We start from the raw sequence: 24,041 nt of genomic DNA on the forward strand, positions 1-24,041 counted from the left end.
CAGTGGCTTGCGGCATGGCTTATATATGTCGCCGCGAGCCGCCCGCCCTTACTTCAACCGCCCCGACAGAAACTGCCCCAGCCGCTCGCTCTTCGGATTGACGAGGATCTCCTGCGGATGCCCTTCTTCCTCGATCTTCCCCTGATGCAGGAAGATCACGTGATTCGACACGTTCCGCGCAAACCCCATCTCGTGCGTGACGACGACCATCGTCCGCCCTTCCTCGGCGAGCGCCTGCATCACCTTCAGCACTTCGCCGACGAGTTCCGGATCGAGCGCCGACGTCGGCTCGTCGAACAGCATCACTTCCGGCTCCATCGCAAGCGCCCGCGCGATCGCCACGCGCTGCTGCTGCCCGCCCGACAGATGCGACGGATACATCCCTTCGACCCGCGCCGGCAGCCCGACCTTCTCCAGGTACTTGCGCGCCCGCGCGACGGCCTCGTCCCGGCCGAGCCCGAGCACGGCCATCGGCGCCTCGATCACGTTCTCCAGCACCGTCATGTGCGCCCACAGGTTGAAATGCTGGAACACCATCGACAGCTTCGTGCGCATCCGCTGCAGCTGCTTCTGGTCGGCGACGCGCAGCGAGCCGGCCTTGTCGCGCGCGGTCTGGATCGGCTCGCTGCCGATCGTGATCTGCCCCGAGCACGGCTGCTCGAGAAAGTTGATGCAGCGGAGAAACGTGCTCTTGCCCGAGCCGCTCGACCCGATGATGCTGATCACGTCGCCGGCCTTCGCCTTCATCGAGACGCCCTTCAACACCTCGTTGTCGCCGAACTTCTTGTGCAGGTCCTCAACGATGAGCTTGTACATGCGTGTGTTTCCTTTCGAATGCTTGAATGCGTCAATGGCCGCGGGGCGACAGGAATGCGAGCCAGCGCGCCTCGAGCTTGCGGAATGCCCAGATGAGCGCGAAGACCACCACCGCGTACAGCGCCGCCGCGATGCCGTATGCGTGGAACGACATGTACGTCGCCGAGTTGACGTCGCGCGTGACCTTCAGGATGTCCGGCACGGTCGCGGTAAACGCGAGCGTCGTCGCGTGCAGCATCAGGATCACTTCGTTGCTGTAGCTCGGCAGCGAGCGGCGCAGCGCGGACGGCAGGATGATGCGCGTATAGAGCTTGAAGCGCGACATCCCGTATGCGAGGCCGGCCTCGATCTCGCCCGCCGACGTCGCCTTGATCGCGCCCGCGAAGATCTCCGTCGCATATGCGCATTCGTTCAGCACGAACGCGAGCAGCGTGCAGTTCATCGCATTGCGAAAGAACGCGTCGAGCAGCACGTTGTCGTGCACGACCTGCAGGCTGTAGAGGCCCGTGTAGCACATCAGCAGCTGCACGTAGAGCGGCGTGCCGCGGAACACGTACGTATAGAGCCACACCGGCCCCGATACCCAGCGGTTGCTCGACGCGCGCGCGATCGCGAGCGGCACCGCGAGCAGGAAGCCGAGCACGATCGACACGACGAGCAGCCACAGCGTGATCGCGAGCCCGCTGAAGCGGTAGCCGTCGGTGTACAGATAGTTTTGCCAGTACTGGCTGATGAGTGCGATCACAGTGCGAGCCTCCGGACGCCGACCGAATAACGCTTCTCGAGGTGGTGCAGCACGACGTTCGACACCGTCGTGATCGCGAGGTAGATCGCGCCCGCCGCAAGCGTGAAGAAAAAGAAGTTCAGCGTGCTCTTGCCCGCATCCTGCGACGCCTTCACGACGTCGGCGAGCCCGATGATCGACACCAGCGCGGTCGCCTTCACGAGCACCTGCCAGTTGTTGCCGATGCCCGGCAGCGCGAAGCGCATCATCTGCGGGAACAGGATGCGGCGAAACACGCGCCAGCCGCTCATCCCGTACGCGAAGCCCGCTTCGAGCTGGCCGCGCGGCACCGCGAGGAACGCGCCGCGGAACGTCTCGGTGAAGTACGCGCCGTAGATGAAGCCGAGGGTCACGATGCCGGCCGCGAACGGGTCGATGTCGATCTGGTCCCAGCCGATCAGGTCGGTCACGTTGTTCAGCAGGATCTGCATCCCGTAGAACAGCAGCAGCATCAGCACGAGGTCGGGCACCGCGCGGATCAGCGTCGTGTAGAAGGTGCCGACCGCCGCGCACGCGCGGTTCGTCGACAGTTTCGCGGCCGCGCCGGCAAGCCCCAGCACGAGCGACGCGGCGAGCGACAGCACGGCGAGCTTCACGGTCTCGACCGTGCCGGCCCACAGCAGCGGGCCAAATCCTTGGAAAATCATATGAGCGTATCCGGAAAGGCGCGCGGCGCGGCTCTCGCGAGCCGCGCCGCAAGGCAATCAGCTGCCGTAGACGTCGAATGCGAAGTACTTCTTCTCGAGCTTCCTGTACGTGCCGTCCTTCAGCATGTCGGCGATCGCGTGGTCGATCTTCGCCTTCAGGTCGGCGTCTTCCTTGCGCATCCCGATGCCGGCGCCGTTGCCGAGCGTCTTCGGATCGTCGATGTCGCCGCCGGCGAACTGGAAGCCCGCGCCGCGCGGCGTCTTCAGGAAGCCGATGTCGGCCTGCACCGCATCCTGCAGCGCGGCGTCGAGGCGGCCGGAGATCAGGTCCTGGTACACGCCGTCCTGGTTCTGGTACGGCACGACCTGCACGCCCTTCGGCGCCCAGTGCGTCTTCGCGTAGGTTTCCTGGATCGTGCCCTGCTCGACGCCGACCGACTTGCCCTTCAGCGCTTCGGCGCTCGGCTGCACCGCCGAGCCCTTCTTCGCGACCAGACGGGTCGGTGTGTTGAACAGCTTGTCGGAGAACGCGATCTGCTCGGCGCGCGCCGGCGTCATCGACATCGACGACAGCACGCCGTCGAACTTCTTCGCCTTCAGCGCGGGAATCATCCCGTCGAAATCATTCTCGATCCATACGCACTTCGCCTTCAGGCGCGCGCAGATTTCATTGCCGAGATCGACGTCGAAGCCGACCACCTTGCCGTCGACGCCTTTCGATTCGAAAGGCGGGTAGCTGGCGTCGACGCCGAAGCGGATCGTCGACCAATCCTTGGCATGGGCCCCGACCGCGATGCACGCAAGGGCAACACTGAGCGCGAGTTTCTTCATGGCGTTCCTGTGAATGACGAACTGAACGACGGGCCCGCAGCCGGGCGGGCGACGCCCGCTCTGCCGGCGCGGCGCTGCCGCCGCGAACCCGACCCAACCGGCGCACCTCGAATGGCCGCCGAAGTTGTACATACAACTTTGCCGTTTACCGCATTCCGTCAGCAATCCGTGTTTATCTCTAATTGTCGGGGGATTGTTTTTCGCGAGCGGAATTTCCTTGTATTTCAATTAACTACGCATTACGGACGGCTTAACGACGGCGTTCATGAATGGCGTCGCCCGGGCGGGCGGCGGCAGCGCACTTGTCTATACCACACGCGACCGCGCGCGGCGGCTCAGGCCCCGGTTTCCGCGTGCGGCGCGGCGCCGACGGCCTCCAGCCCGACCAGCCGGTAGCCGAACTGCAATTCGGTGAGCAGGTAACGCGGCGTCGCCGGCGTCTCCTCGAGCTTCTGCCGCAGGTTCGTCATGTAGACCCGCACGTAGTGCGCGCGGTCCGCATCGTGAACGCCCCAGACCTCCGCGAGCAGCTGCCGCGCGGCGATCACGCCGCCGCGCCCGCGAATCAGCGCGGCGAGCAGCCGGAACTCGAGGCGGGTCAGGTGCACCGGCTCGCCGTCGCGGGCGACTTCATGCTTGCCGAGGTCGACGACCACGCCGCCGAATCGCACGATCGACGACGCCTGCCCGTCGGTGGACACGACCGCCGCGCGGCGCAGCTGCGCGCGGGCGCGCGCCAGCAGCTCGGGCACGCCGAACGGCTTCGCGAGGTAATCGTCCGCGCCCGCATCGAGCGCGGCGACCTTTTCCACTTCCTGCTGCCGCGCGGACAGCACGATCACCGGCACCGTCGACCAGCCGCGCAGCTCGCGGATGAACGCCTTGCCGTCGTCGTCGGGCAGCCCGAGGTCGACGATCACGAGGTCGGGCTTGCTGCTCGCCGCATACATGCGCGCCTCCCTGGCCGTCGACGCCTCGCAGGCGTCCATGCCTTCCTGTTCCAGCGCCATCCTGACGAAGCGGCGGATGTCGGCCTCGTCCTCGACGACGAGCACGCGTGATCTGATCATGTTCGACTCTCATGTTCGATATCGGGCGGCACGCCCAACGGCAGGCGAATCTCGAAACGCGCGCCGTGCGGTTCGAGCGGCACCGCGCGGATCGACCCGCCGTGCGCATTGACGATGCTCCGGCACAGCGCGAGCCCGAGGCCCACGCCGGCGATCGACGAGGCCTCGCGGCCGCGCTCGAACGGCTCGAACAGCCGCTCGGCGTCGCGTGCGGCGAAGCCGGGGCCGTCGTCGTCGACGCACACGACCATCGCATCGCCGGACACGCACGCGCGCACCGCCACCGACGCGTCGGCGCCCGCGTGCTTCGCGGCGTTGTCGAGCAGGTTCATCAGCACGCGCTCGACCAGCAGCGCATCGACGTCGATCAGCGGCAGGTCGGCCGGCAGGTCCGCCTTCACGTCGCGGCCGCCCGGCACGCAGGCCGAATGCGCGAGCGCGCTGCCGACGATCTCGTCGAGCATGTGCCATTCGCGGTTCAGCCGCACGCCTTCGCTCTGCATGCGCGCGAGATCGAGCAGGTTCACGACGAGGCCGCGCAACGCCTCGGCCTGATCGCGGATGGCCCGCGCGAGCCCGGCCGGCTGCCCCGGCGCGAGCCGCTCCGGCTGCTCGAGCGTCTCGGCCAGCCCGCGGATCGCGGTCAGCGGCGTCTTCAGGTCGTGCGACACGGCGGCCAGCAGCGCGTTGCGCAGCCGCTCGCCTTCCATCCTGACCATCGTGTGCTGCGCGACGCCGACATAATGCACGCGCTCCAGCGCCATCGCGATCGACGAGCACAGCGCATCGAGCAGGCGCCGGTCGTCCGGGGCAGTCGGGACCGGCTGCGCGTCGGCGAGCAGCGCGAGCACGCCGCGCACCCGCATCGGCGCCTTCAGCGGCAGGTAGAGCGCCACCGCTGCGTCGAGCGTCGGCGTGCCGCGTCCGGCGGCCTGCGCGTGGTCGTAGGTCCAGCGGGCCGCCGACGGGTCGACGAACCACGCGTCGCGCGCGATCTGCAGCCGGTCGTCCGCGTCGGGCAGCACGAGCGCGACGTGCACGCCGAGCAGCGGCGCGATCGTGCCGGTGCACACCGACACGATCTGCTCGGTCTCGATCGCCGCGGAAAGGTCGCGCGCCACGCGCGCGAGCGTCGCCGAGCGCTTCTCGTTCGCCCGTGCGGCGCGCGCCTCCGCGCGCAGGCGCGCCGCGAGCTGGCCGATCGCCAGCGCCACCGCGAGCATCAGCGCGAACGTGAACACGTATTGCGTATCGGACACCGCGAACGACCATCTCGGCTCGACGAAGAAGAAGTCGAAGCAGCCGACGCACAGGAACGCCGCCCACGCGCCCGCCACGCGGCCCAGCCGCAGCGAGACGAACACGACCGTCATCAGGAACAGCATCACGACGTTCGACAGGTCGAACACGCGCAGCAGCACGCTCGCCACGATGGTCGCCAGTCCGCAGATGACGGTGGCCCACGCGAGCGGCGCGTAATAGGGCGATGCCCGATCGTGCAGGCGCGTTCGCACGTGCGCGCGCGTGCCGCTGTCGGGCCGGGCCGGCCCGCCGCCCGGGTCGGCCCACGCGAGCCGGGCGGCGCCGCCTGCGCACGCGTCGACGATGGCCCGCCATCGGCCGGGGCCCTGTCGCGCCGGCTCCCGGGCGGCGATCTCGCGCAGGTGGTTCGTGTGTCGTTGCGTTTCGTTCACGTTCATACGCGGTTCCCGCAAGTCGAATGCCGTCCGGCCCCGCGCGCCGGAACAGGCGCGCGGGGCCGGACGGCGTGCCGCGCCGGTCAGACGAACGGCGTCAGCAGCATGTCGATGAGCTTGATGCCGATGAAGGGCGCGACGACGCCCCCCACGCCATAGATCATCAGGTTGCGCCACAGCAGCTTCTCCGCCGGCTCGGCGCGGTACTTCACGCCCTTCAGCGCGAGCGGGATCAGCGCGACGATGATCAGCGCATTGAAGATCACCGCCGACAGGATCGCCGACGTCGGGCTGTGCAGCCGCATCACGTTCAGCGCGCCGAGTGCCGGATAGGTGGCGACGAACGCGGCCGGAATGATCGCGAAGTACTTCGCGAGATCGTTCGCCACGCTGAACGTCGTCAGCGCGCCGCGCGTCATGATCATCTGCTTGCCGACCTCGACCACCTGCATCAGCTTCGTCGGGCTGCTGTCCAGATCGACCATGTTGGCCGCTTCCTTGGCCGCCTGCGTGCCGCTGTGCATCGCCACCGCCACGTCGGCCTGGGCCAGCGCCGGCGCGTCGTTGGTGCCGTCGCCCGTCATCGCGACGAGGTGGCCCTTCGCCTGATGCTCGCGAATCAGGCGCAGCTTGTCCTCCGGCGTCGCTTCCGCGAGATAGTCGTCGACGCCCGCTTCCGCCGCGATCGCCGCCGCCGTCAGCCGGTTGTCGCCGGTGATCATCACGGTCTTCACGCCGACCTTGCGCAGCTCGGCGAAGCGCGCCTTGATGCCGTGCTTGACGATGTCCTTCAGCTCGATCGTGCCCAGCACCCGGCTGCCGTCGGCGACCACGAGCGGCGTGCCGCCGCGCCGCGCGATGTCGCTGACCGACGCTTCGACCTCGCCCGGAAACACGCCGCCGAGCGCGTCGACGTGCGCGCGGATCGCGGACGCCGCGCCCTTGCGCACCTGGCGATCGCCGATGTCGAGCCCGCTCATCCGGGTGCGCGCGCTGAACGGCACCGTGATGCTGCCGTCGACCCCGCGCACGTGCAGGCCGAACCGCTGCTTCGCGAGCACGACGATCGAGCGCCCTTCCGGCGTTTCGTCCGCGAGCGACGACAGCTGCGCGGCTTCCGCGAGCGTGCGCTCGTCCACGCCGGACGCCGGGCGGAACTGCACCGCCTCGCGGTTGCCGAGCGTGATCGTGCCGGTCTTGTCGAGCAGCAGCACGTCGACGTCGCCCGCCGCCTCGATCGCGCGGCCCGACGTGGCCAGCACGTTCGCGCGCATCATGCGGCTCATCCCCGCGATGCCGATCGCCGACAGCAGCGCGCCGATCGTCGTCGGAATCAGGCAGACCAGCAGCGCGATCAGCACGGTCAGGCTCACGGCCGAGCCGGACGCATTGAGCAGCACGCTGAACTGCGAGAACGGCAGCAGCGTCACGCACACGAGCAGGAAGATGATCGTCAGCGCGACCAGCAGGATCGACAGCGCGATCTCGTTCGGCGTCTTGCCGCGCTTCGCACCCTCGACCATCGCGATCATGCGGTCGAGGAACGCCTCGCCCGGATTCGCGGTGATCTTCACGATGATCCAGTCGGACAGCACGCGGGTGCCGCCCGTCACCGACGAGAAATCGCCGCCCGACTCGCGGATCACCGGCGCCGATTCGCCGGTGATCGCCGATTCGTCGACCGACGCGACGCCGTCGATCACTTCGCCGTCGGCCGGAATCGTGTCGCCGGCCTCGACGAGCACGATGCTGCCCGCGGCCAGCTCGTCGCTCGGCACGCGATGGGTCGTACTGCCATAGCGCTTCGGCTCGTCGAGCACCTTCGCATAGACGCGCTTGCGCGCCGCACGCAGCGCCTCGGCCTGCGCCTTGCCGCGTCCTTCGGCCAGCGCCTCGGCCGCGTTCGCGAACAGCACCGTGAACCACAGCCAGCACGCGACGCCGAAAATGAAGCCGGCCGGCGCGTCGCCGGAACCCGTCAGCGCCTGCAGCCACAGCAGCGTCGTGACGATGCTGCCGAGGTAGACGACGAACATCACGGGGTTCTTCCACTGCACCTGCGGCGCGAGCTTCCGGAACGCCTCGCGCAGCACCAAGGTCCAGCGCATCGGCGCAATGCCGCCGATCGGGGCGGCCGCCTGGTTGATCGAGGTTTCGATATGAGACATGAGTTGACTCCTTTGCCTTCCCTTAGCGCGCGCCGGCCGCTTTGCCGAGCGCGCGGTCGAGCGCCATGTTCAGCTCGAGCACGCGGACGCGCGGCTCGCCGAGCACCGCGAGCTGGCGCGGCGCGGCGACACGGTCGACGAGCGCCGTCACCTGGTCGGGCGCGATGCCGCGCGCTTTCGCGACCCGCGCCGCCTGCAGCCGCGCATTCGCGATCGAGATTTCCGGATCGAGCCCGGACGCGGACGCCGTCACCGCATCGACCGGCACCGGCGCGTCGGGCGCGAGCCCGTTCTCCTGCCGGTACGCCCGCACGCGCGCGGCGATGTCCGCGAGCAGCTTCTTGCTGGCCGCGCCCTGGTTGCTCGCGCCGCTGCCGGCCGCGTTGTACGGCTGGTCGACGGTCTTCGCCGGATCGGCGGGATCGGTGCCGACCGTGGCGCTCGGGCGCGGATGGAAGTACTCGGCCCGCGCGAACGACTGCCCGATCACCGCCGAGCCGACGGTGACGCCGTCGCGCACGACCAGGCTGCCGCGCGCCTGCGACGGAAACAGCACGTTCGCGACGCCGGTCGTGACCAGCGGATACGCGAGGCCCGTGACGAGCATGAACAGCACCGACGATGCGATCACCGGCCTGACGAGGCCGCCGGCGGCGGCCATGAACGACGACCCGGAGGCCGGCGCGGCGGCCGGCGCCGCGTGGCGATTGCTTTGAGACATGATGATTTCCTCAGAACAGTTGGCCGCTCGTCATCAGCAGATGCTCGACGATCGGGCCCAGCGCGAGCGCCGGCAGGAACGTGAGGCCGCCGACGACGAGGATCACGAAGATCAGCAGGCCGGCGAACAGGCCCGTCGACGTGGACAGCGTGCCGGCGCTCTCCGGAATGCTCTTCTTGGCGGCGAGGCAGCCGGCGACGGCCAGCATCGGCAGCAGCGTCAGATAGCGGCCGATCAGCATCGCGAAGCCGATCGTCGTGTTGAAGAACGGCGTGTTCGCGTTCAGGCCCGCGAACGCGGAGCCGTTGTTGGCGGTGCCCGACGTGTACGCGTACAGCACCTCGCTGAAGCCGTGCGGCCCGAGGTTGGCGAGACTGTCCATCGTCGAGTGCATCATCGCGGCGATCGCGGTGAAGCCGAGGATGCTGAACGGATGCGCGAGCACCGCGAGCATCACGAGCTTCATTTCGCGGGCCTCGATCTTCTTGCCGAGAAACTCCGGCGTGCGCCCGATCATCATGCCGACCAGGAACACCGTCAGGATTGCGAACGTGAACAGGTTGATCAGCCCGACGCCGTCGCCGCCGAACACGTTGTTCAGCATCATCTGCGCGAGCGGCACGAGCCCCCCGAGCGGCGTCAGCGAGTCGTGCATCGCATCGACCGAACCCGTCGTCGCGGCCGTCGTGACGGTCGCGAACAGGCTCGTCTGCGCGATGCCGAAGCGCATCTCCTTGCCTTCCATGTTGCCGCCCGGCTGGTCGGCGCTCATGACCTGATCGACGCCCAGCCCCGTGAGCAGCGGGTTGCCGTGCTGCTCGGCCTGGTAGATCACCGCCAGGAAGCCGACGAACATCACGACGAACGCGCCGAGGATCACCCAGCCCTGGCGACGCCGGCCGATCATGCTGCCGAGCGCATAGGTCAGCGCCGACGGAATCAGCAGCATGCTCAGCATGTGCAGCGTGTTGGTGAGCGGCGTCGGGTTCTCGAACGGATGCGCGGCGTTCATGCTGAAGAAGCCGCCGCCGTTGGTGCCGATGTGCTTGATCGACTCGAGGCTCGCGACCGGACCCGTCACGATCTGCTGGCGCGCCCCTTCGAGCGTGGTCGCCCACGCGTCCGACGCCAGCGTCTGCGGCATGCCCTGCCATACGTACACCAGCGCCATCACGAAGCACAGCGGCAGCAGCACGCGATAGATCACACGGGTGAAGTCCACCCAGTAGTTGCCGATGTCCGCCGCGTCCTTGCGGCTCAGGCCGCGAATGAAGCCGCCCGCGGCGGCGACGCCGGTCGCCGCGCTGACCGTCATCAGGAACGTGATGACCGCCATCTGCGAGAAGTTCGACAGGCTGCTTTCGCCTGCGTAGGCCTGCCAGTTGGTGTTCGTGATGAACGACGCGGCCGTGTTGAACGCGAGATCGGGGCTCTGCGACGCACGCTGCAGCGAATCGAACGGCAGCATGTCCTGCACGCGCAGCAGCAGATACCCGAGCAGCATCATGCCCGCGTTGCTGAGCAGCAGCACCATCCCATAGCGCTTCCACGACATCGTCTCGGCCGGGTCGACGCCCAGCAGCGCGTAAGTGCGCTGCTCGGCCCACGCGTGGCGCGGGCTGGTGAACGCGTGCGCCAGCCATTTCCCGACGACGGGCACCAGCGCCAGCATGATCGCCAGCACGATCACGAATTGAATAAGGTTATTGAACATGTCGACGCTCGCTCAAATCCTGTCCAGGCCGTTGATGAAACCGGCCGTCAACACGAAGAACACGAGCGTGAACAGCACGAAAAGCAGATCGCTCATAAGGTTCACCGATATTTTTCCAAGTTCCGTTGCAATGCGCGAATCAATACCGTTCCGGCTTGATCAACGCATGGAACAGATAGATGAAGAGCGCGACCGAAATGCCCCCCGAAATCCACAACATCGCTTTCCCCTTTTGTTTTGCTTGCCCGGATAACCCGCGGCACTATCGATATCGCCGGCCCGCACCGCTGCGGCGGCGCATCGGGCCGGACGACGGCCACCCCACGCTCGACTGGAGAATGGGATGCGACAGTGTAGGAATCCGCGTATCAAAGCGGTGTTCAATTTCCTTTCGCGAAGTAAAAAACCTGTAAAGACGCGAGGCGTGCATTTCATATTCTCCACAGGCCGATGCGCGCCGCTTTTATGTGATTTTTTCAAGCGCGCCGTCAGTCTATACACCGTATCTTCAGCGCCGTTCCTAGAATGAGCACCATGTTCCAGACGGGATCTCCGTAACGCGGGCAGTGATGCGGCGCGGGGATGAATGCATGAAATCGCCCAGATCCGAAGCCGTTTCGATCACGCTTCCGCACGTTCTCCCATCGCGGCCGGCCGTATCCGGCCCGCGCGTCGCGGCGCGGCCGCGCAGGCGCATCTCGGACTACCCGGTGCTGCTGTCGATCCGGGTCGAGACCGGGAACCTGGCCGCGGCGCGCCGCATGCTGCACGATGCGCTCGGCCCCGCGCTGAGCATCTACACGGCGGAGATCAATCGCCAGACGGGCCGCGCGTGCCTGCAAATCGAGCTTGCGAAGTCGCTCGTGTCGCAGGTGATGTCGTCGATCATCCGGCTGCTGCCCGAGGCCGAACTGGGCGCGATCCGCCCGTCGCGGCGCTGAACGGCACGCGTCGCCCCCCTCTTTTACCGATTCAGACGCGCGCCATCGACGCCGATCGCGCGCGTCATTCGTAGCACGCCCGTCGAAACGGGTCTTTCCAGGAAGTCAAACAATGAAAAAAGAAGTCGTCGGCGCCCTCTCGGTCGCCGTGCTCAGCGTCACCGCACACGCACAAAGCAGCGTCACCCTCTACGGGATGCTGGATGCCGGAATCGCGTACGTGAACAACCAGTCGGGCAAGAGCGTCTGGCAGCAAGGCAGCGGGCTGCTGTCGAACACGGTGTTCGGCCTGAACGGCGCGGAAGATCTCGGCGGCGGCCTGCACGCGATCTTCCGGCTCGAGAGCGGATTCAACCTGAACAACGGCACGCAGTCCTACAAGGATTCGATGTTCGGCCGCCGCGCGTACGTCGGCCTGCAGGACGACCGCTACGGCACGCTGACCCTCGGCCGGCAATACGACGCCGTCGTCGATTATCTCGGCCCGATCGCGATGTCGAACAACGGCGACGGCAACAACCTTGCCGCGCACCCGTTCGACAACGACAACGTCGACGATTCGTTCTACATCAACAATGCGGTCAAGTACGCGAGCCCGACGATCGCCGGGTTTCAGTTCGCCGGCCTGTACGGCTTCAGCAACCAGCCCGGCTTTGCGAACAACCGCGCATACAGCGCCGGCCTGTCGTATGCGAACGGCCCGGTCAACTTCGGCGCCGCGTACCTGCAGCTCAATCGCGGCGGCCTGACCACGGGCGGCGCGCTGTCGACCAACGACAACGCGAACTTTCCGTCGGCCCGCCAGCGCGTGATGGGCGCGGGCGGCAGCTACACGTTCGAGCGGCTGACGGTCGGCGCACTGTGGACGCATTCGATGTTCGACCGGACGAGCGCCTCGTCGCTGCCGGGCGCGCTGAACGCGCTGCGCTTCGACAACTACGAAGTCAACGCCCGTTATGCGCTGAATTCGGCGGTGTCGTTCGCCGGCGCCTATACGTTCACCGACGGCCGCTTCGACGACGCCGCCGGCAGCCATCGCCCGAAATGGCATCAGGTCACGCTGATGGCCGACTACGCGCTGAGCAAGCGCACCGACGTGTACGCGGAAACGGTGTACCAGCACCAGTCCGGCGCGGCATCGGGCACGACGCTCGGCTTCGCGAGCATCAACGGGCTGGGCGCGTCGTCGACGAACACGCAGGTCGCGGCGACCGTCGGCATGCGGCACCGGTTCTGACGGGCCGCGGACGCGCGGCTCTGTGCAATCCCGCATGGACGCGCGTCGCGCAAACAGGGATCATTCAAGGAAATCGGACCGGTGCGTCCGCGAAACCGGTACACTCGGCGCCGGGCGCGCGCCGGGCCGGCATTCGGCGGCGGGCGGCCACCGCTTCTTGAACTGCGATCCCATGACCACACCGATCTATCAGGAAATCAAGGATTTCATCCTGGCGCGGATCCACGCCGGCGAATGGGCGGAAGGCGACCAGGTGCCGTCGGAGAACGAACTCGCGCGCGAATTCAACGTCGCGCGGATGACCGTCAACCGCGCGCTGCGCGAGCTGACGGCCGAGCAGGTGCTGACGCGCACCCGCGGCTCCGGCACGTTCGTCGCGACGCCGAAGTACGAGTCGACGCTCGTCGCAATCCGCAGCATCTCGGACGAAGTCGGCGCGCGCGGCCACGGCTATCGCGCGCAGGTGCTGCAGGTCGGCGCGACGATCGCCGACGCGAAGCTCGCCGACGAGATGCAGCTCGACGCCGGCAAGCCGATCTTCCATTCGCGCGTGCTGCACTTCGAGAACGACACGCCCGTGCAGCTCGAGGAGCGCTGGGTCAATCCGGCCTGCGCGCCCGACTACGCGCTGCAGGACTTCACGACGACGACGCCGAACCAGTACCTGACGCGCGTCGCGCCGCTGCAGCGCGTCGAATACCGGATCGAGGCCGCGATGCCCGATGCGGAAACGCGCCGCCTGCTGATGATGGACGAGCGCGAGCCGTGCCTGATGCTGCATCGGCGCACGTGGTCGCAAGGCGTCGTCGCGTCGACGGTCAATCTGTGGCATCCGGGCAGCCGCTACCGCTTCACCGGGCATTTCTGACGCGGGCCTGCGCCTGCCCGCTCACGCCCCATCGCTCGATCGCGGCGACCGCCCGCCGCAACCCGTGCTCTTGCGCGATGCGCCGCCCCAGTTCGGCGGCGCGCGCCTTCACGTCGTCGCGCTGCGCAAACGCGATGCCGTGCGCGAGCTCGGCGGCCCGCAACCGCTTGCCCGCCACCGGCGCGCCGGCCACGCCGAGCCGCTGAAGCCGGTTCGCCCAGAAGAACTGGTCGCCCGCGAACGGCACCACCACCGACGGCACGCCCGCGCGCGCCGCCGAGTGCGTGGTGCCCGATCCGCCGTGATGAATCACCATCGACGTGCGCGGAAACAGCCAGCGATGCGGCGTGTCGCCGACGACGAACACGTGCTTCGGCAGCGCGGACGTGTCGATCCCGCTCCATCCCGGATAGAACAGCGCGCGGCGGCCGTCGAGCGCCGTCACCAGCGCATCCGTCAGCGACGCGCGATCGAAACCCGCCATGCTGCCGAAGCCGACGTAGACCGGCGGCTCGCCCGCGGCGAGAAACGCGTCGAGCGCCGGCGGCGGCGTCCACGCCGGATCGTCGACGCTCCATTGCCCGCACGCGCATGCGTTGTCCGGCCAGTCGGCGGGGCCGGACAGCAGCGCCGGCGACACGCCGTACAGCATCGGATGTTCGGTCCAGACGCGCTTGCGCGGCGGCAACCCGCAGACGCTCGCGCGCGCCGCGTTGGTCGAGCGCCGGAACGCCTGCCACAGCAGCGCATTCACGAGCCGGTGGCTCGCGCGGTTGAGCCAGCGCGGCAGCTTGTCCGGCGGCAGGAACGGCGACGGGAAGCCGGCGGTGGGCGTGATCGGGATCAGCCCCGCGCCGATCGCGGGAACGCCGCGATACTCGGCGACCGACAGGCCGACGAACGCCGCGAGCCCCGACACGACGATCGCGTTGCAGCCCGCGGACGCATCGGCGACTTCGCGCATCCATGCGGCGGTGTTGGCATTCGCGATCGCCGCGAGCGCCTTCGACGTATCGGTGAAGCCGCCCCGCCCGCTCACCGCGTCCGACAACGCTTCGCCCGGTGCGAGCGCGCGGCGGATGTCGCCCGACAGCGCGGCCGACGGCACACAGAGCGCGGCGGCCGAACCGAGCGTCGCGGCATCGGCCAGCAGCCGCACCTCGTGGCCGGCGTCGAGCAGCGCACGGCCGAGCGCCGCGAGCGGGCGCGTATCGCCTTCGGTGCCGTAGGTGACGATGACGAGCTTCATGCGAGAATCCCTTGTTCACGGCGCGCCGGATTGGCGCCATAAAATTACACGCCGTATACTAATGCAATTCGTACACTTTCCGTGAAGACCTTCGCCATGACCTCCATCGCCGACGATCCGGGCCGCCGCGCGCGCAAGCGCATCCAGATGCTCGCGCATCTCGCCGAGACCGCCGCGCGCCTGTTCGACGCGCACGGCTACGAAGCGGTCACGATGGAGCAGATCGCCGCGCAGGCCGACGTCGCGAAGCGCACGCTGTACAACCACTTTCCGACGAAGGAAGCGGTGCTCGCGCACTGGCTCGAAGGCGAGCTGGAACGCGATCTCGCGCATCTGCAACGCGACGTCGCGCGACGCAAGACCTTCGCGTCGCGAATCGCGTGCGTGCTCGACGCGTCGGCCGCATGGTGCGAGCAGCATCCGGTCTATCTGCTCGCGTACCTGCGGCATCGCTTCCTGAGCATCGGCGTAGCGGAAGCGGAAAGCGGCAGCGACATCGCGCTCGTCTGGAAACAGCTGATCGTCGCCGGCCAGCAAGCCGGCGAACTGAACGGCGCGCTCTGCGCCGATCAGCTCGCGACGTGGTTCCATCACCTGTATCTCGCGGCGATGCTGCGCTGGCTGAATGTGCCGGAGCTGTCGCTGAAGCGCGAATTCCAGGCGGTCGCCCGGCTGTTTGTCGAAGGGGCGAAGGCGTAAGCAGCGCGGCGTCGCCGCCGATGTATGGCAACCGTAAGCCCGCGTAGCCGTTGCGACACACCACCATGCCAAATTCGCCGCGCAGCAGTATGCTGATGACGTACGGCTGCGCACAATGCTCCGGGCAAACCCTGCATGCGCGTGGTGCGCGTCGCCGTCGCGATCGCAAACCCGTTTGCAAGGAGGAATTCGTGATGGCCGCCACGCATCATTTCCACCTCGAACTGCGGCACGCCAGCGTGCCGACCTATTTCGTCAGCTACCTGTTCCCCGCGCTGCTGTTCGTCTACGAGCTGCTGCGCGTCGGCCAGTGGATCCGCGATCACGGGATGCACTTCGCCGGCTTCAAGGAGATGGGCTACGAATACCTGCTGATGCTGCTGTTCGTCGGCCTGCAGATCGTCATCGAAGCGCTGTACCTGCTCGGCGCGGCGATGCGCAAGGACCGCGATTTCGAGCACCGGCTGCCGAACGTGGTCCTCGGCATCGGGTGTTCGATCGCGCTGCTCGCGATCGACCTCGCGATTCAGCTCGCGTTCTGAGCGCCCGCTGCCCGCCGCCGGCTCGGGCGCTCAGGCGCCCGAGCGGTGCGGCACGCGCCCGCGTTCCTTCAGCGCCGTGATGGTTGACGGTCCGGCCATGGGTCGTCGCTAACGGGCCGGGCTCGAAATCACCAGGATCGACAACGCCGCATCCGCATCGTCGATCACGCCGGTCGCGGGAAGCGCCGCGCCGTCGCGCGGGGTCAGGCCGCACACCAGCGACAGCAACGGTCGTCCGCCCATCCAGTCGGGGCTCGGCTGCGACAGGCTCACCTTGACCGGTGACCGGTTCATGAAGGAAACGGGCACGACGTATCGCTGCACCAGGATCTGTCCGGATCCCGCCTCCATCGCGCGCAGCCTTTGCGTCACGCGCGCTGCGTCGCCGCAGTGCTGCTCGACCAGACGGGCAAAGCGCGCACTCGTCACCTCTTCCAGGCTGAACTGCGGCAGCGCCTGATAGCGGATCGTCACGACGCCCGTCGAATCAGGCGGCGCCGGAACGACCCAGGAGTACGACACGAACCCTTCCCAATCGCGGCCATCGTTCAGCTTCATGCCCAGTTGCGGCTTGATTCGGGCGACCTGCGCGGGATCGTGCTCTTCGCTCGGCAGCGTATCCAGGCCCGCGGCCCGGACCTCGCCGGTCACGTCCTTGCCGAGAAAGAAAGCACGCCGCTCGGCGACAAGCGGAATCGCCGTTCCGTCGAAGGCCACCTTCAACCCGGAAAAACGCTTGTCGTCATGCTCCTCGCCAGCGCCGAGGCGGTGAAACAACGGCGTGTACGCGTAATACCCGCTCTTCACCCACGCATGCGTTTCATTGCGCAAGCGCGCGGCCACCGTGACCGTTTGTCCGTCCAGCGACACATCGATATCGGACGGCCGGGCATTGCGCTGCATCGCGCCGATCGTCAGCGGCACCGCATCCTCGAACTCGAATGCATGTGCGCAAGCGGCCGCCATCATCGCGACCGCCCCGATGAGGATTCGTTTCGCATTCTTCATCATTCGGCACACCGCCCGGCGCTCACACGCCATGCCGCGTGAGGAAATCCTTCACCGCGTCGAGCACGTCGGCCGTGCGCTCGCGGTGCGGCACGTGCCCGCATTCCTTCAGCATCATCACGGACGACGGTCCGGCCACGCGCGACGCGATGCGGTTCGGGTGCACGGACGAGCCGTATTCGTCCTGCGAACCGTGGATCGCCAGCGTCGGGCAGCGCACGTGCGGCAGCACGTCGTCCAGGCTCCAGTCGCGAAACGTCGCCGACAGCCACGTATCGACCCACGCGCGCAGCACCCATTCGGCCTTGTCGCCGTGATAGCGCGCGAGACGGTCGAACTGGCCGGGCTCCGCGAACTGGCGTTCGCTCTCGCGAATGCCCGCCAGCGTGCGTTCCTCGACGAACGCCTGCGCCGCGACGGTCACGAGCGCGCGGCATCGGTCGGGATCAGCCGCCGCGCATCCCACCGCCATCCCGCCGCCGACGCTGTGGCCGAACGCGACGAACGACTCGAAACCGAGCTGCTCGCGCAGCGCGCGAAAGGCGTGGTCCGCCTCGTCGCGCACGAACGTCACGGTCAAACGCGCCGGATGCGGATCGGAGCGGCCGAAGCCGAGCCGGTCGTACGCGATCACGTCGCGCTGCGTCGCCTGCGCAAGCTGCTCCGGAAAGTCCCGCCACAGCCCGACGCTGCCGAGCGAATCGTGCAGCAGCACGATCGGGCCGGCGGCCGCATCGGCCGCCGGCACGCCGCGCCAGCGTTTCGCGAAGAGACGCCCTTGCGGCGTCTCGATCCAGGTCTCGTCGTGTGCGGTATGCGTCATGTCGATTGTCGTTTGCGTAAAAGCGGCCGACATTATCCGGCCGCGTCGGGCGCCGGCCATGTTGGCGCGGCGCCGCGCATCGCGTCAAGCCTGCCTACTCCTGCTGCGGCGGCAGGTACGCCATCTTCGCCTCGTCGTACAGCCGGTAGATCAGCGCCTGCATCGCGCGGATGTCCTCCGATTCGTCGAGCATCCGCATGCTCATGATGATCGGCGACACGAGGTTCGGATCGTCGAGCGGCTTGTAGCTGACGTCGTCGCGCTTCAGCCCATACACGCTGTGCGGCACGACCGATACGCCCTCGCCCATCGCGACGAGCCCGAGCGCGATCTGCAGCTCGCGGGTCTCGTAGATCCTGCGCGGCTTCAGCGCGCGGTCGTGGAACGCGGCGAGCACCTGGTCGGCGTAGCTCGGCCGCGGCGCCTTCGGAAAAATGATCAGCGTGTCGTTGACGAGGTCGTGCAGCGACAGCACCTCCTTCGCGCCGTCGAGCGCATGGCCGACCGGCAGCGCGACGATCATCCGCTCCTCGCGCAGCACGACGCGCCGCACGCTCGGGTCCTCGTGGCGGATGCGCCCGAACCCGACGTCGATGCGCCCTTCCTTCAGCGCCTTGATCTGGTCCATCGTCGACAGCTCCTGCAGGCTCAGCTCGACCGCCGGGAATTCGTCGCGATAGCGCCGGATGATCTTCGGCAGCATCCCGTACAGCGTCGAGCCGACGAAGCCGATCGACAGGCTGCGCTCGATCTTGCCGACGCGCTTGGTCATCGATTCCAGCTCGGCCGTCTGCGCGAGCAGCTGCACCGCATGCGAATGGAAGAAGCGCCCCGCGTCGGTCAGCTTCAGCGGCCGCGCGTTGCGCTCGAACAGCGGCACGCCGAGCAGTTCCTCGAGCTGCTGGATCTGGCGGCTCAGCGGCGGCTGCGCGATGTGCAGCCGCTCCGCCGCGCGCGTGAAATTCCGCTCCTCGGCCACCGCGACGAAATAACGAAGGTGTCGCAACTCCATTTCAATACCTCTCGGATATGAAACTGATACTAAATCAGTGTTGGACGACGCATTTCGCGCGCAACTATCCTTCAACTGCCTGCTCGGAACCCCACAACTATACCCTCAGGGCATCAACGCTCCAACCGGTCCGGGCCTGCGAAGATCAGAGGAAATGCGCGCATCCCGCCGGATCGCGGCCCATCAGAGTCAGGAGAAGACAATGACCCACAGTGACATCGAAGCCCTCGTCGAAGGGTTCATCGTCGGCGCCGCGCACGGCGAAGCCGATCCCCGCATCCGGCAGGTCGTGGTCCGCCTGACCGCCGACCTGTTCAAGGCGATCGAGGATCTCGACCTGACCCCGTCCGAGGTGTGGAAAGGCATCGAATACCTGTCCGAGGCCGGCGCGACGCAGGAGCTCGGCCTGCTCGCCGCGGGCCTCGGCCTCGAGCGCTTCCTCGACATCCGCATGGACGAGGCCGAAGCGCGGGCCGGCCTCACGGGCGGCACGCCGCGCACGATCGAAGGCCCGCTGTACGTGGCCGGCGCGCCGGCGAGCATCGGCTTCGCGCGCCTCGACGACGGCGCGGACGAGGCGAACGGCGACCTGCTGTTCATGCAGGGCACCGTGTACGGCGACGACGGCGCGCCGCTCGCGGGCGCGAAGGTCGAGGTCTGGCACGCGAACCTGCTGGGCAACTACTCGTTCTTCGACAACACGCAAAGCGCGTTCAACCTGCGCCGCACGATCGTCACCGACGCGCATGGCCGCTACCAGTTTCGCAGCATCGTGCCGGTCGGCTACGGCTGCCCGCCGGACGGCACCACGCAGCGCCTGCTCGACAAGCTCGGCCGCCATGGCCGCCGCCCTGCGCACATCCATTTCTTCGTGTCCGCGCCGGGCCACCGCAAGCTGACCACGCAGATCAACATCGACGGCGACGCGTACCTGTGGGACGACTTCGCGTTCGCGAGCCGCGAGGGCCTCGTGCCCGCGATCGAGTGCGTGAGCGCGCCCGCGGTGCTCGACGGCCACGGCGTCGACCGGCCGTTCGCGTCGATCGATTTCGATTTCCGGCTGCACGGCGAGCACGCCGCGGCGCCGGACGCGGAAGTGGCGCGCATCCGCGCCGCCGCCTGAACCGCGTCGGTGGTGCGCGCCGGGAGCACGCGCCGCCGTCGACCGCCTTACGTGGGACCGGACCCGACACTCGCCCCGGCCGACGCAACTGGAGACACCCGATGATCCCGATCTACCCCGACCGCGCACCCGCCGTGCGCACGCTCGACGACTTCCTCATCGAGGACAAGGCGCGCGGCGACTATCGCCTGCATCGCAGCGCCTTCACCGACGAAGCGCTGTTCGAGCTGGAAATGAAGCACATCTTCGAAGGCAACTGGATCTACCTCGCGCACGAGAGCCAGATCCCGAACGTCAACGATTACTACACGACGCACATCGGCCGCCAGCCGATCTTCATCGCGCGCAACCGCCAGGGCGAGCTGAACGCGTTCGTCAACGCCTGCACGCACCGCGGCGCGATGCTGTGCCGCCACAAGCGCGGCAACAAGGCGACCTACACGTGCCCGTTCCACGGCTGGACCTTCAACAACAGCGGCAAGCTGCTGAAGGTGAAGGACCCGGAAGACGCCGGCTATCCGGAGTGCTTCAACAAGGAAGGCTCGCACGACCTGAAGAAGGTCGCGCGCTTCGAAAGCTATCGCGGCTTCCTGTTCGGCAGCCTGAACCCCGACGTGCCGCCGCTGCAGGACCACCTCGGCGAAGCGGCGCGGATCATCGACATGATCGTCGACCAGTCCGCCGACGGGCTAGAAGTGCTGCGCGGCGCGTCGACCTACACGTATGAAGGCAACTGGAAGCTGACCGCCGAGAACGGCGCGGACGGCTACCACGTGTCGGCCGTGCACTGGAACTACGCGGCGACGACGAACCATCGCAAGGAGCAGAACGCGCGCGAGGACAAGATCCGCGCGATGGATGCCGGCAGCTGGGGGCGTCAGGGCGGCGGCTTCTATGCGTTCGAACGCGGCCACATGCTGCTGTGGACGCGCTGGTCGAATCCGGAGGACCGCCCGAACTTCGACCGCCGCGACGAATTCGCCGCGCGCTGCGGCAGCGAGCGCGCCGACTGGATGATCCAGCACTCGCGGAACCTGTGCCTGTACCCGAACGTGTACCTGATGGACCAGTTCGGCTCGCAGATCCGCGTGCTGCGCCCGCTGTCGGTGAACCGCACCGAAGTGACGATCTACTGCATCGCGCCGAAGGGCGAGGACGCCGACGCGCGCGCGCGCCGCATCCGCCAGTACGAGGACTTCTTCAACGTCAGCGGCATGGCGACGCCCGACGATCTCGAGGAATTCCGCGCCTGCCAGCAAGGCTATGCGGGCATCGCGGTCGCGTGGAACGACATGTGCCGCGGCTCGACGCACTGGATCGACGGCCCGGACGACGCCGCGCGCAGGATCGGCCTGAACCCGGTGATGAGCGGCGTGAAGACGGAGGACGAAGGGCTCTATACGGTGCAGCACCGCTACTGGGCCGACACGATGAGGAAGGCTATCGAAACCGAAAGGAGCTGCGCATGAACCCGATTTCGATCGCCGACGTCCAGGCGTTCCTGTACCGCGAAAGCCGCCTGCTCGACGACGAGCAGTGGGACGACTGGCTTGCCTGCTACCACCCGGACGCGCAGTTCTGGATGCCGTCGTGGGACGACGACGATGCGCTCGTCACCGATCCGCAGCGCGAGATTTCGCTGATCTTCTACCCGAGCCGGCAAGGCCTCGAGGATCGCGTGTTCCGCATCAAGACCGAGCGCTCGAGCGCGACGATGCCCGACACGCGCACGAGCCACAACATCGCGAACGTCGAGCTGGAAAAGCACGAAGACGGCGTCTGCACGGTGCGCTTCAACTGGCACACGCTGAGCTTTCGCTACAAGACCGTGTCGACCTATTTCGGCATGTCGCGCTACGTGATCGATTTCAACGGCGATGCGCCGCGGATCCTGAACAAGTACGTCGTGCTGAAGAACGACTACATCAATCAGGTGATCGACGTCTATCACATCTAGTTCGATCCAGAGGTTCAGGAGACGATCATGGAACACACCATCGCACTGCAATTCGAAGACGGCGTGACCCGCTTCATCGCGTGCCGCGACGGCGAAAAGCTGTCCGACGCCGCGTACCGCCAGCAGATCAACATCCCGCTCGACTGCCGCGACGGCGCATGCGGCACCTGCCGCTGCCATTGCGAATCGGGCAACTACGAGCTGCCGGAATCGAGCTACATCGAAGACGCGCTGACCGCCGACGAAGCGTCGCAACGCTACGTGCTCGCGTGCCAGACGCGCCCGCGCGGCGACTGCGTGATTCGCGTGCCGGCGTCGTCGACCGCCTGCAAGACGGGCGCCGCGCGCCACGAAGGCACGCTCGCGGCCGTCGACCGGCTGTCGGACTCGACGATCCATTTCGCGATCGACCTCGACGCGCCCGACCAGCTCGGCTTCCTCGCCGGGCAATACGTGAACGTCGAGATTCCCGGCACCGCGTCGTCGCGCTCGTATTCGTTCAGCTCGCAGCCGGGCGCGTCGCGCGTGTCGTTCATCGTGCGCAACGTGCCGGGCGGCCGGATGAGCGGCTATCTCGCGCAGGACGCCGCGCCCGGCCAGCGGATCGCGTTCTCGGGCCCGCACGGCAGCTTCTACCTGCGCGACGCGGCGCGGCCCGCGCTGTTCCTCGCGGGCGGCACCGGCATCGCGCCGTTCCTGTCGATGCTCGACGTATGCGCGGCGCGCACGAACGCGCAGGCGGTGCGAATGGTGTACGGCGTGACGAACGACGCCGATCTCGTCGCGCTCGACCAGCTCGACGACGTCACGCGCCGCCTGCCCGGCTTCGAGTACCGCACCTGCGTCGCCGACGCCGGCAGCGCGCATCCGCGCAAGGGCTACGTGACCGCGCACGTCGATCCGGCATGGCTCAACGACGGCGACGTCGACATCTACCTGTGCGGCCCCGTGCCGATGGTCGACGCGGTGCAGGCGTGGCTGCGCGAATGCGGCGTGACGCCGGCCAACCTGTATTTCGAAAAATTCTCGTCGAGCAACGCCGCATGAACACGTCTCATCCGAACCGCTTCGCGGACAAGATCGTCGTCGTCACCGGCGCCGGCCAGGGAATCGGCCGCGGCGTCGCGCTGCGTGCCGCGCGGGAAGGCGCAACGCTCGTGCTCGTCGACCGCGCGCCGACCGTGCGCGACGTCGCCGCCGAAGTCGAGAACGAAGGCGGCCGCGCGATCGCCGTGCTCGCCGATCTGGAAACGGCCGAAGGCGCCGCGCAGATGACGCAGGCCGCGCTCGATGCGTTCGGCCGGATCGACGTGCTGGTCAACAACGTCGGCGGCACGATCTGGGCAAAGCCGTTCGACGCGTACGAGACGCGCCAGATCGAGGCCGAGATCCGCCGCTCGCTGTTCCCGACGCTATGGTGCTGCCACGCGGTGCTGCCGGGCATGATCGCGCGCAAGCGCGGCGCGATCGTCAACGTGTCGTCGATCGCGACGCGCAGCATCCACCGGATTCCGTACGCGGCCGCGAAAGGCGGCGTCAATGCGCTGACCGCGAGCCTCGCGTTCGAGCAGGCGCACCACGGCATCCGCGTGAACGCGGTCGCGACCGGCGGCACCGAAGCTCCGCCGCGCATCGTGCCGCGCAACACCGAGCCGCAGAGCGAACAGGAAACGCGCTGGTATCAGGCGATCGTCGATCAGACGGTCGCGTCGAGCCCGATGCATCGCTACGGCACGATCGACGAGCAGGTCGGCGCGATCCTGTTCCTCGCGTCGGACGAGGCGTCGTACATCACCGGGTCGGTGCTGCCGGTGGGGGGTGGGGATCAGGGGTGACGCCGGCCGGCGGCGCAGCCGGCATCGTTGGCAGGCTTGCGCCTAGACTTCCGTCGCAAACAGCGCGTCGCGCTGCTCCGCATTCAGCGCATCGAGCGGCACGCTCGTCTGCTGGTGGCAGATCATCGCGCCGTAGACTTCCGCGAGACAGTCGCTGCCGGCATCGAGCGCGTAGCCGTCCTCGCCGTCCGGGGCCGGCGGGTACACTTCTCGCCACGCATTGATCGCGGCTTCGATTCGCACGATGGACACGGCGTCGGCCGTCCGCCCGGCAGGTGATGCGCTCATGAATTCCTCTT

General features: G+C 67.6%; 25 protein-coding genes. 10 read left to right on the plus strand and 15 right to left on the minus strand.

From position 1 onward, the window contains the following. Positions 1-48 precede the first annotated feature (48 nt). The 10 genes from HWX31_RS01200 to kdpF all read right to left on the minus strand — a co-directional run bounded on the left by HWX31_RS01200 (position 49) and on the right by kdpF (position 10,668). Entirely contained in the window at positions 49-816 is a 768-nt protein-coding gene (locus tag HWX31_RS01200; RefSeq protein WP_174961208.1) for an ABC transporter ATP-binding protein, read from the minus strand. A 31-nt stretch (positions 817-847) separates the two neighbouring features. Then, a complete protein-coding gene (locus tag HWX31_RS01205) occupies positions 848-1,561 on the minus strand; it encodes an ABC transporter permease (RefSeq protein WP_174961210.1) in 714 nt (237 codons plus the stop codon). Further along, a complete protein-coding gene (locus HWX31_RS01210) occupies positions 1,558-2,247 on the minus strand; it encodes an ABC transporter permease (RefSeq protein ID WP_174961212.1) in 690 nt (229 codons plus the stop codon). The genes HWX31_RS01205 and HWX31_RS01210 overlap by 4 nt, the downstream gene beginning before the upstream one ends. 57 nt (positions 2,248-2,304) lie before the next feature. Then, entirely contained in the window at positions 2,305-3,078 is a 774-nt protein-coding gene (locus HWX31_RS01215) for an ABC transporter substrate-binding protein (protein WP_059772132.1), read from the minus strand. A gap of 335 nt (positions 3,079-3,413) precedes the next feature. After that, the gene (locus tag HWX31_RS01220) at positions 3,414-4,148 is read right to left on the minus strand and encodes a response regulator (RefSeq protein WP_174961214.1); all 735 of its coding nucleotides are present in this window, start codon (positions 4,146-4,148) and stop codon (positions 3,414-3,416) included. After that, the gene (locus HWX31_RS01225) at positions 4,145-5,848 is read right to left on the minus strand and encodes a DUF4118 domain-containing protein (RefSeq protein WP_174961216.1); all 1,704 of its coding nucleotides are present in this window, start codon (positions 5,846-5,848) and stop codon (positions 4,145-4,147) included. Before HWX31_RS01225 ends, HWX31_RS01220 begins: the two co-directional genes overlap by 4 nt. An 80-nt stretch (positions 5,849-5,928) precedes the next feature. After that, a complete protein-coding gene (kdpB, locus tag HWX31_RS01230; protein WP_174961330.1) occupies positions 5,929-7,953 on the minus strand; it encodes a potassium-transporting ATPase subunit KdpB in 2,025 nt (674 codons plus the stop codon). Positions 7,954-8,035: 82 nt separating this feature from the next. Beyond that, positions 8,036-8,734: a potassium-transporting ATPase subunit KdpC gene (gene kdpC, locus HWX31_RS01235; RefSeq protein WP_174961218.1), complete on the minus strand. Its 699-nt coding sequence runs from the start codon at positions 8,732-8,734 to the stop codon at positions 8,036-8,038. Between the two features lie 10 nt (positions 8,735-8,744). Beyond that, the gene (gene kdpA, locus HWX31_RS01240; RefSeq protein WP_174961220.1) at positions 8,745-10,448 is read right to left on the minus strand and encodes a potassium-transporting ATPase subunit KdpA; all 1,704 of its coding nucleotides are present in this window, start codon (positions 10,446-10,448) and stop codon (positions 8,745-8,747) included. A 139-nt stretch (positions 10,449-10,587) separates the two neighbouring features. Then, positions 10,588-10,668, minus strand: a complete 81-nt coding sequence (gene kdpF, locus HWX31_RS35295; RefSeq protein WP_010100205.1) for a K(+)-transporting ATPase subunit F — start codon at positions 10,666-10,668, stop codon at positions 10,588-10,590. Positions 10,669-11,038: 370 nt separating this feature from the next. On the opposite strand from kdpF, the gene HWX31_RS01250 reads away from it, so the two are divergent. The 3 genes from HWX31_RS01250 to hutC all read left to right on the plus strand — a co-directional run bounded on the left by HWX31_RS01250 (position 11,039) and on the right by hutC (position 13,494). After that, on the plus strand, positions 11,039-11,389 hold the full coding sequence (locus HWX31_RS01250) for a hypothetical protein (protein ID WP_232427379.1): 351 nt from the start codon (positions 11,039-11,041) through the stop codon (positions 11,387-11,389). 112 nt (positions 11,390-11,501) lie between these two features. Then, entirely contained in the window at positions 11,502-12,626 is a 1,125-nt protein-coding gene (locus tag HWX31_RS01255) for a porin (protein ID WP_059658582.1), read from the plus strand. Between the two features lie 172 nt (positions 12,627-12,798). Beyond that, entirely contained in the window at positions 12,799-13,494 is a 696-nt protein-coding gene (gene hutC / locus HWX31_RS01260) for a histidine utilization repressor (RefSeq protein WP_174961222.1), read from the plus strand. Here hutC and HWX31_RS01265 read toward each other — a convergent pair. Further along, the gene (locus tag HWX31_RS01265; protein ID WP_174961224.1) at positions 13,478-14,743 is read right to left on the minus strand and encodes a glycosyltransferase; all 1,266 of its coding nucleotides are present in this window, start codon (positions 14,741-14,743) and stop codon (positions 13,478-13,480) included. The two genes, hutC and HWX31_RS01265, sit on opposite strands and share 17 nt — an antisense overlap. 96 nt (positions 14,744-14,839) lie before the next feature. Between HWX31_RS01265 and HWX31_RS01270 the strand changes: the two genes are divergently transcribed. Both HWX31_RS01270 and HWX31_RS01275 read left to right on the plus strand, forming a co-directional pair. Beyond that, entirely contained in the window at positions 14,840-15,442 is a 603-nt protein-coding gene (locus HWX31_RS01270) for a TetR/AcrR family transcriptional regulator (protein WP_174961226.1), read from the plus strand. Between the two features lie 194 nt (positions 15,443-15,636). Further along, positions 15,637-15,984, plus strand: a complete 348-nt coding sequence (locus tag HWX31_RS01275) for a hypothetical protein (RefSeq protein WP_059617830.1) — start codon at positions 15,637-15,639, stop codon at positions 15,982-15,984. 108 nt (positions 15,985-16,092) lie between these two features. On the opposite strand, the gene HWX31_RS01280 is transcribed toward HWX31_RS01275, so the two are convergent. The 3 genes from HWX31_RS01280 to HWX31_RS01290 form a co-directional block, all read right to left on the minus strand. After that, a complete protein-coding gene (locus HWX31_RS01280) occupies positions 16,093-16,908 on the minus strand; it encodes a hypothetical protein (protein WP_174961228.1) in 816 nt (271 codons plus the stop codon). A 106-nt stretch (positions 16,909-17,014) separates the two neighbouring features. Next, on the minus strand, positions 17,015-17,815 hold the full coding sequence (locus HWX31_RS01285; RefSeq protein ID WP_174961230.1) for an alpha/beta fold hydrolase: 801 nt from the start codon (positions 17,813-17,815) through the stop codon (positions 17,015-17,017). A 94-nt stretch (positions 17,816-17,909) separates the two neighbouring features. Next, the gene (locus HWX31_RS01290) at positions 17,910-18,827 is read right to left on the minus strand and encodes a LysR family transcriptional regulator (RefSeq protein WP_059617839.1); all 918 of its coding nucleotides are present in this window, start codon (positions 18,825-18,827) and stop codon (positions 17,910-17,912) included. Between the two features lie 202 nt (positions 18,828-19,029). Here HWX31_RS01290 and catA point away from each other — a divergent pair, with 202 nt between their 5' ends. The 5 genes from catA to HWX31_RS01315 all read left to right on the plus strand — a co-directional run bounded on the left by catA (position 19,030) and on the right by HWX31_RS01315 (position 23,742). Then, the gene (gene catA / locus HWX31_RS01295) at positions 19,030-19,950 is read left to right on the plus strand and encodes a catechol 1,2-dioxygenase (RefSeq protein ID WP_174961232.1); all 921 of its coding nucleotides are present in this window, start codon (positions 19,030-19,032) and stop codon (positions 19,948-19,950) included. Positions 19,951-20,051: 101 nt separating this feature from the next. Beyond that, positions 20,052-21,419 (plus strand): benzoate 1,2-dioxygenase large subunit, encoded by a 1,368-nt coding sequence (gene benA, locus HWX31_RS01300; protein WP_174961234.1) that lies wholly within the window; start codon positions 20,052-20,054, stop codon positions 21,417-21,419. Continuing rightward, positions 21,416-21,907 carry a benzoate 1,2-dioxygenase small subunit gene (gene benB, locus HWX31_RS01305; RefSeq protein WP_076479742.1) on the plus strand — a complete coding sequence of 164 codons (492 nt, stop codon included), beginning with the start codon at positions 21,416-21,418 and terminating at the stop codon, positions 21,905-21,907. The genes benA and benB overlap by 4 nt, the downstream gene beginning before the upstream one ends. Before the next feature lie 27 nt (positions 21,908-21,934). Then, entirely contained in the window at positions 21,935-22,954 is a 1,020-nt protein-coding gene (benC, locus tag HWX31_RS01310) for a benzoate 1,2-dioxygenase electron transfer component BenC (protein ID WP_059618463.1), read from the plus strand. Next, complete coding sequence (locus HWX31_RS01315) at positions 22,951-23,742, plus strand: 1,6-dihydroxycyclohexa-2,4-diene-1-carboxylate dehydrogenase (protein ID WP_174961236.1); 792 nt, start codon at positions 22,951-22,953, stop codon at positions 23,740-23,742. The genes benC and HWX31_RS01315 overlap by 4 nt, the downstream gene beginning before the upstream one ends. A gap of 42 nt (positions 23,743-23,784) precedes the next feature. Here the strand turns inward: HWX31_RS01315 and HWX31_RS01320 are convergent, their stop codons facing one another. Continuing rightward, on the minus strand, positions 23,785-24,030 hold the full coding sequence (locus HWX31_RS01320; protein WP_059617934.1) for a DUF3717 domain-containing protein: 246 nt from the start codon (positions 24,028-24,030) through the stop codon (positions 23,785-23,787). Positions 24,031-24,041 lie beyond the last annotated feature (11 nt).

The organism is Burkholderia ubonensis (assembly GCF_902833085.1).
GTDB lineage: Bacteria > Pseudomonadota > Gammaproteobacteria > Burkholderiales > Burkholderiaceae > Burkholderia > Burkholderia ubonensis.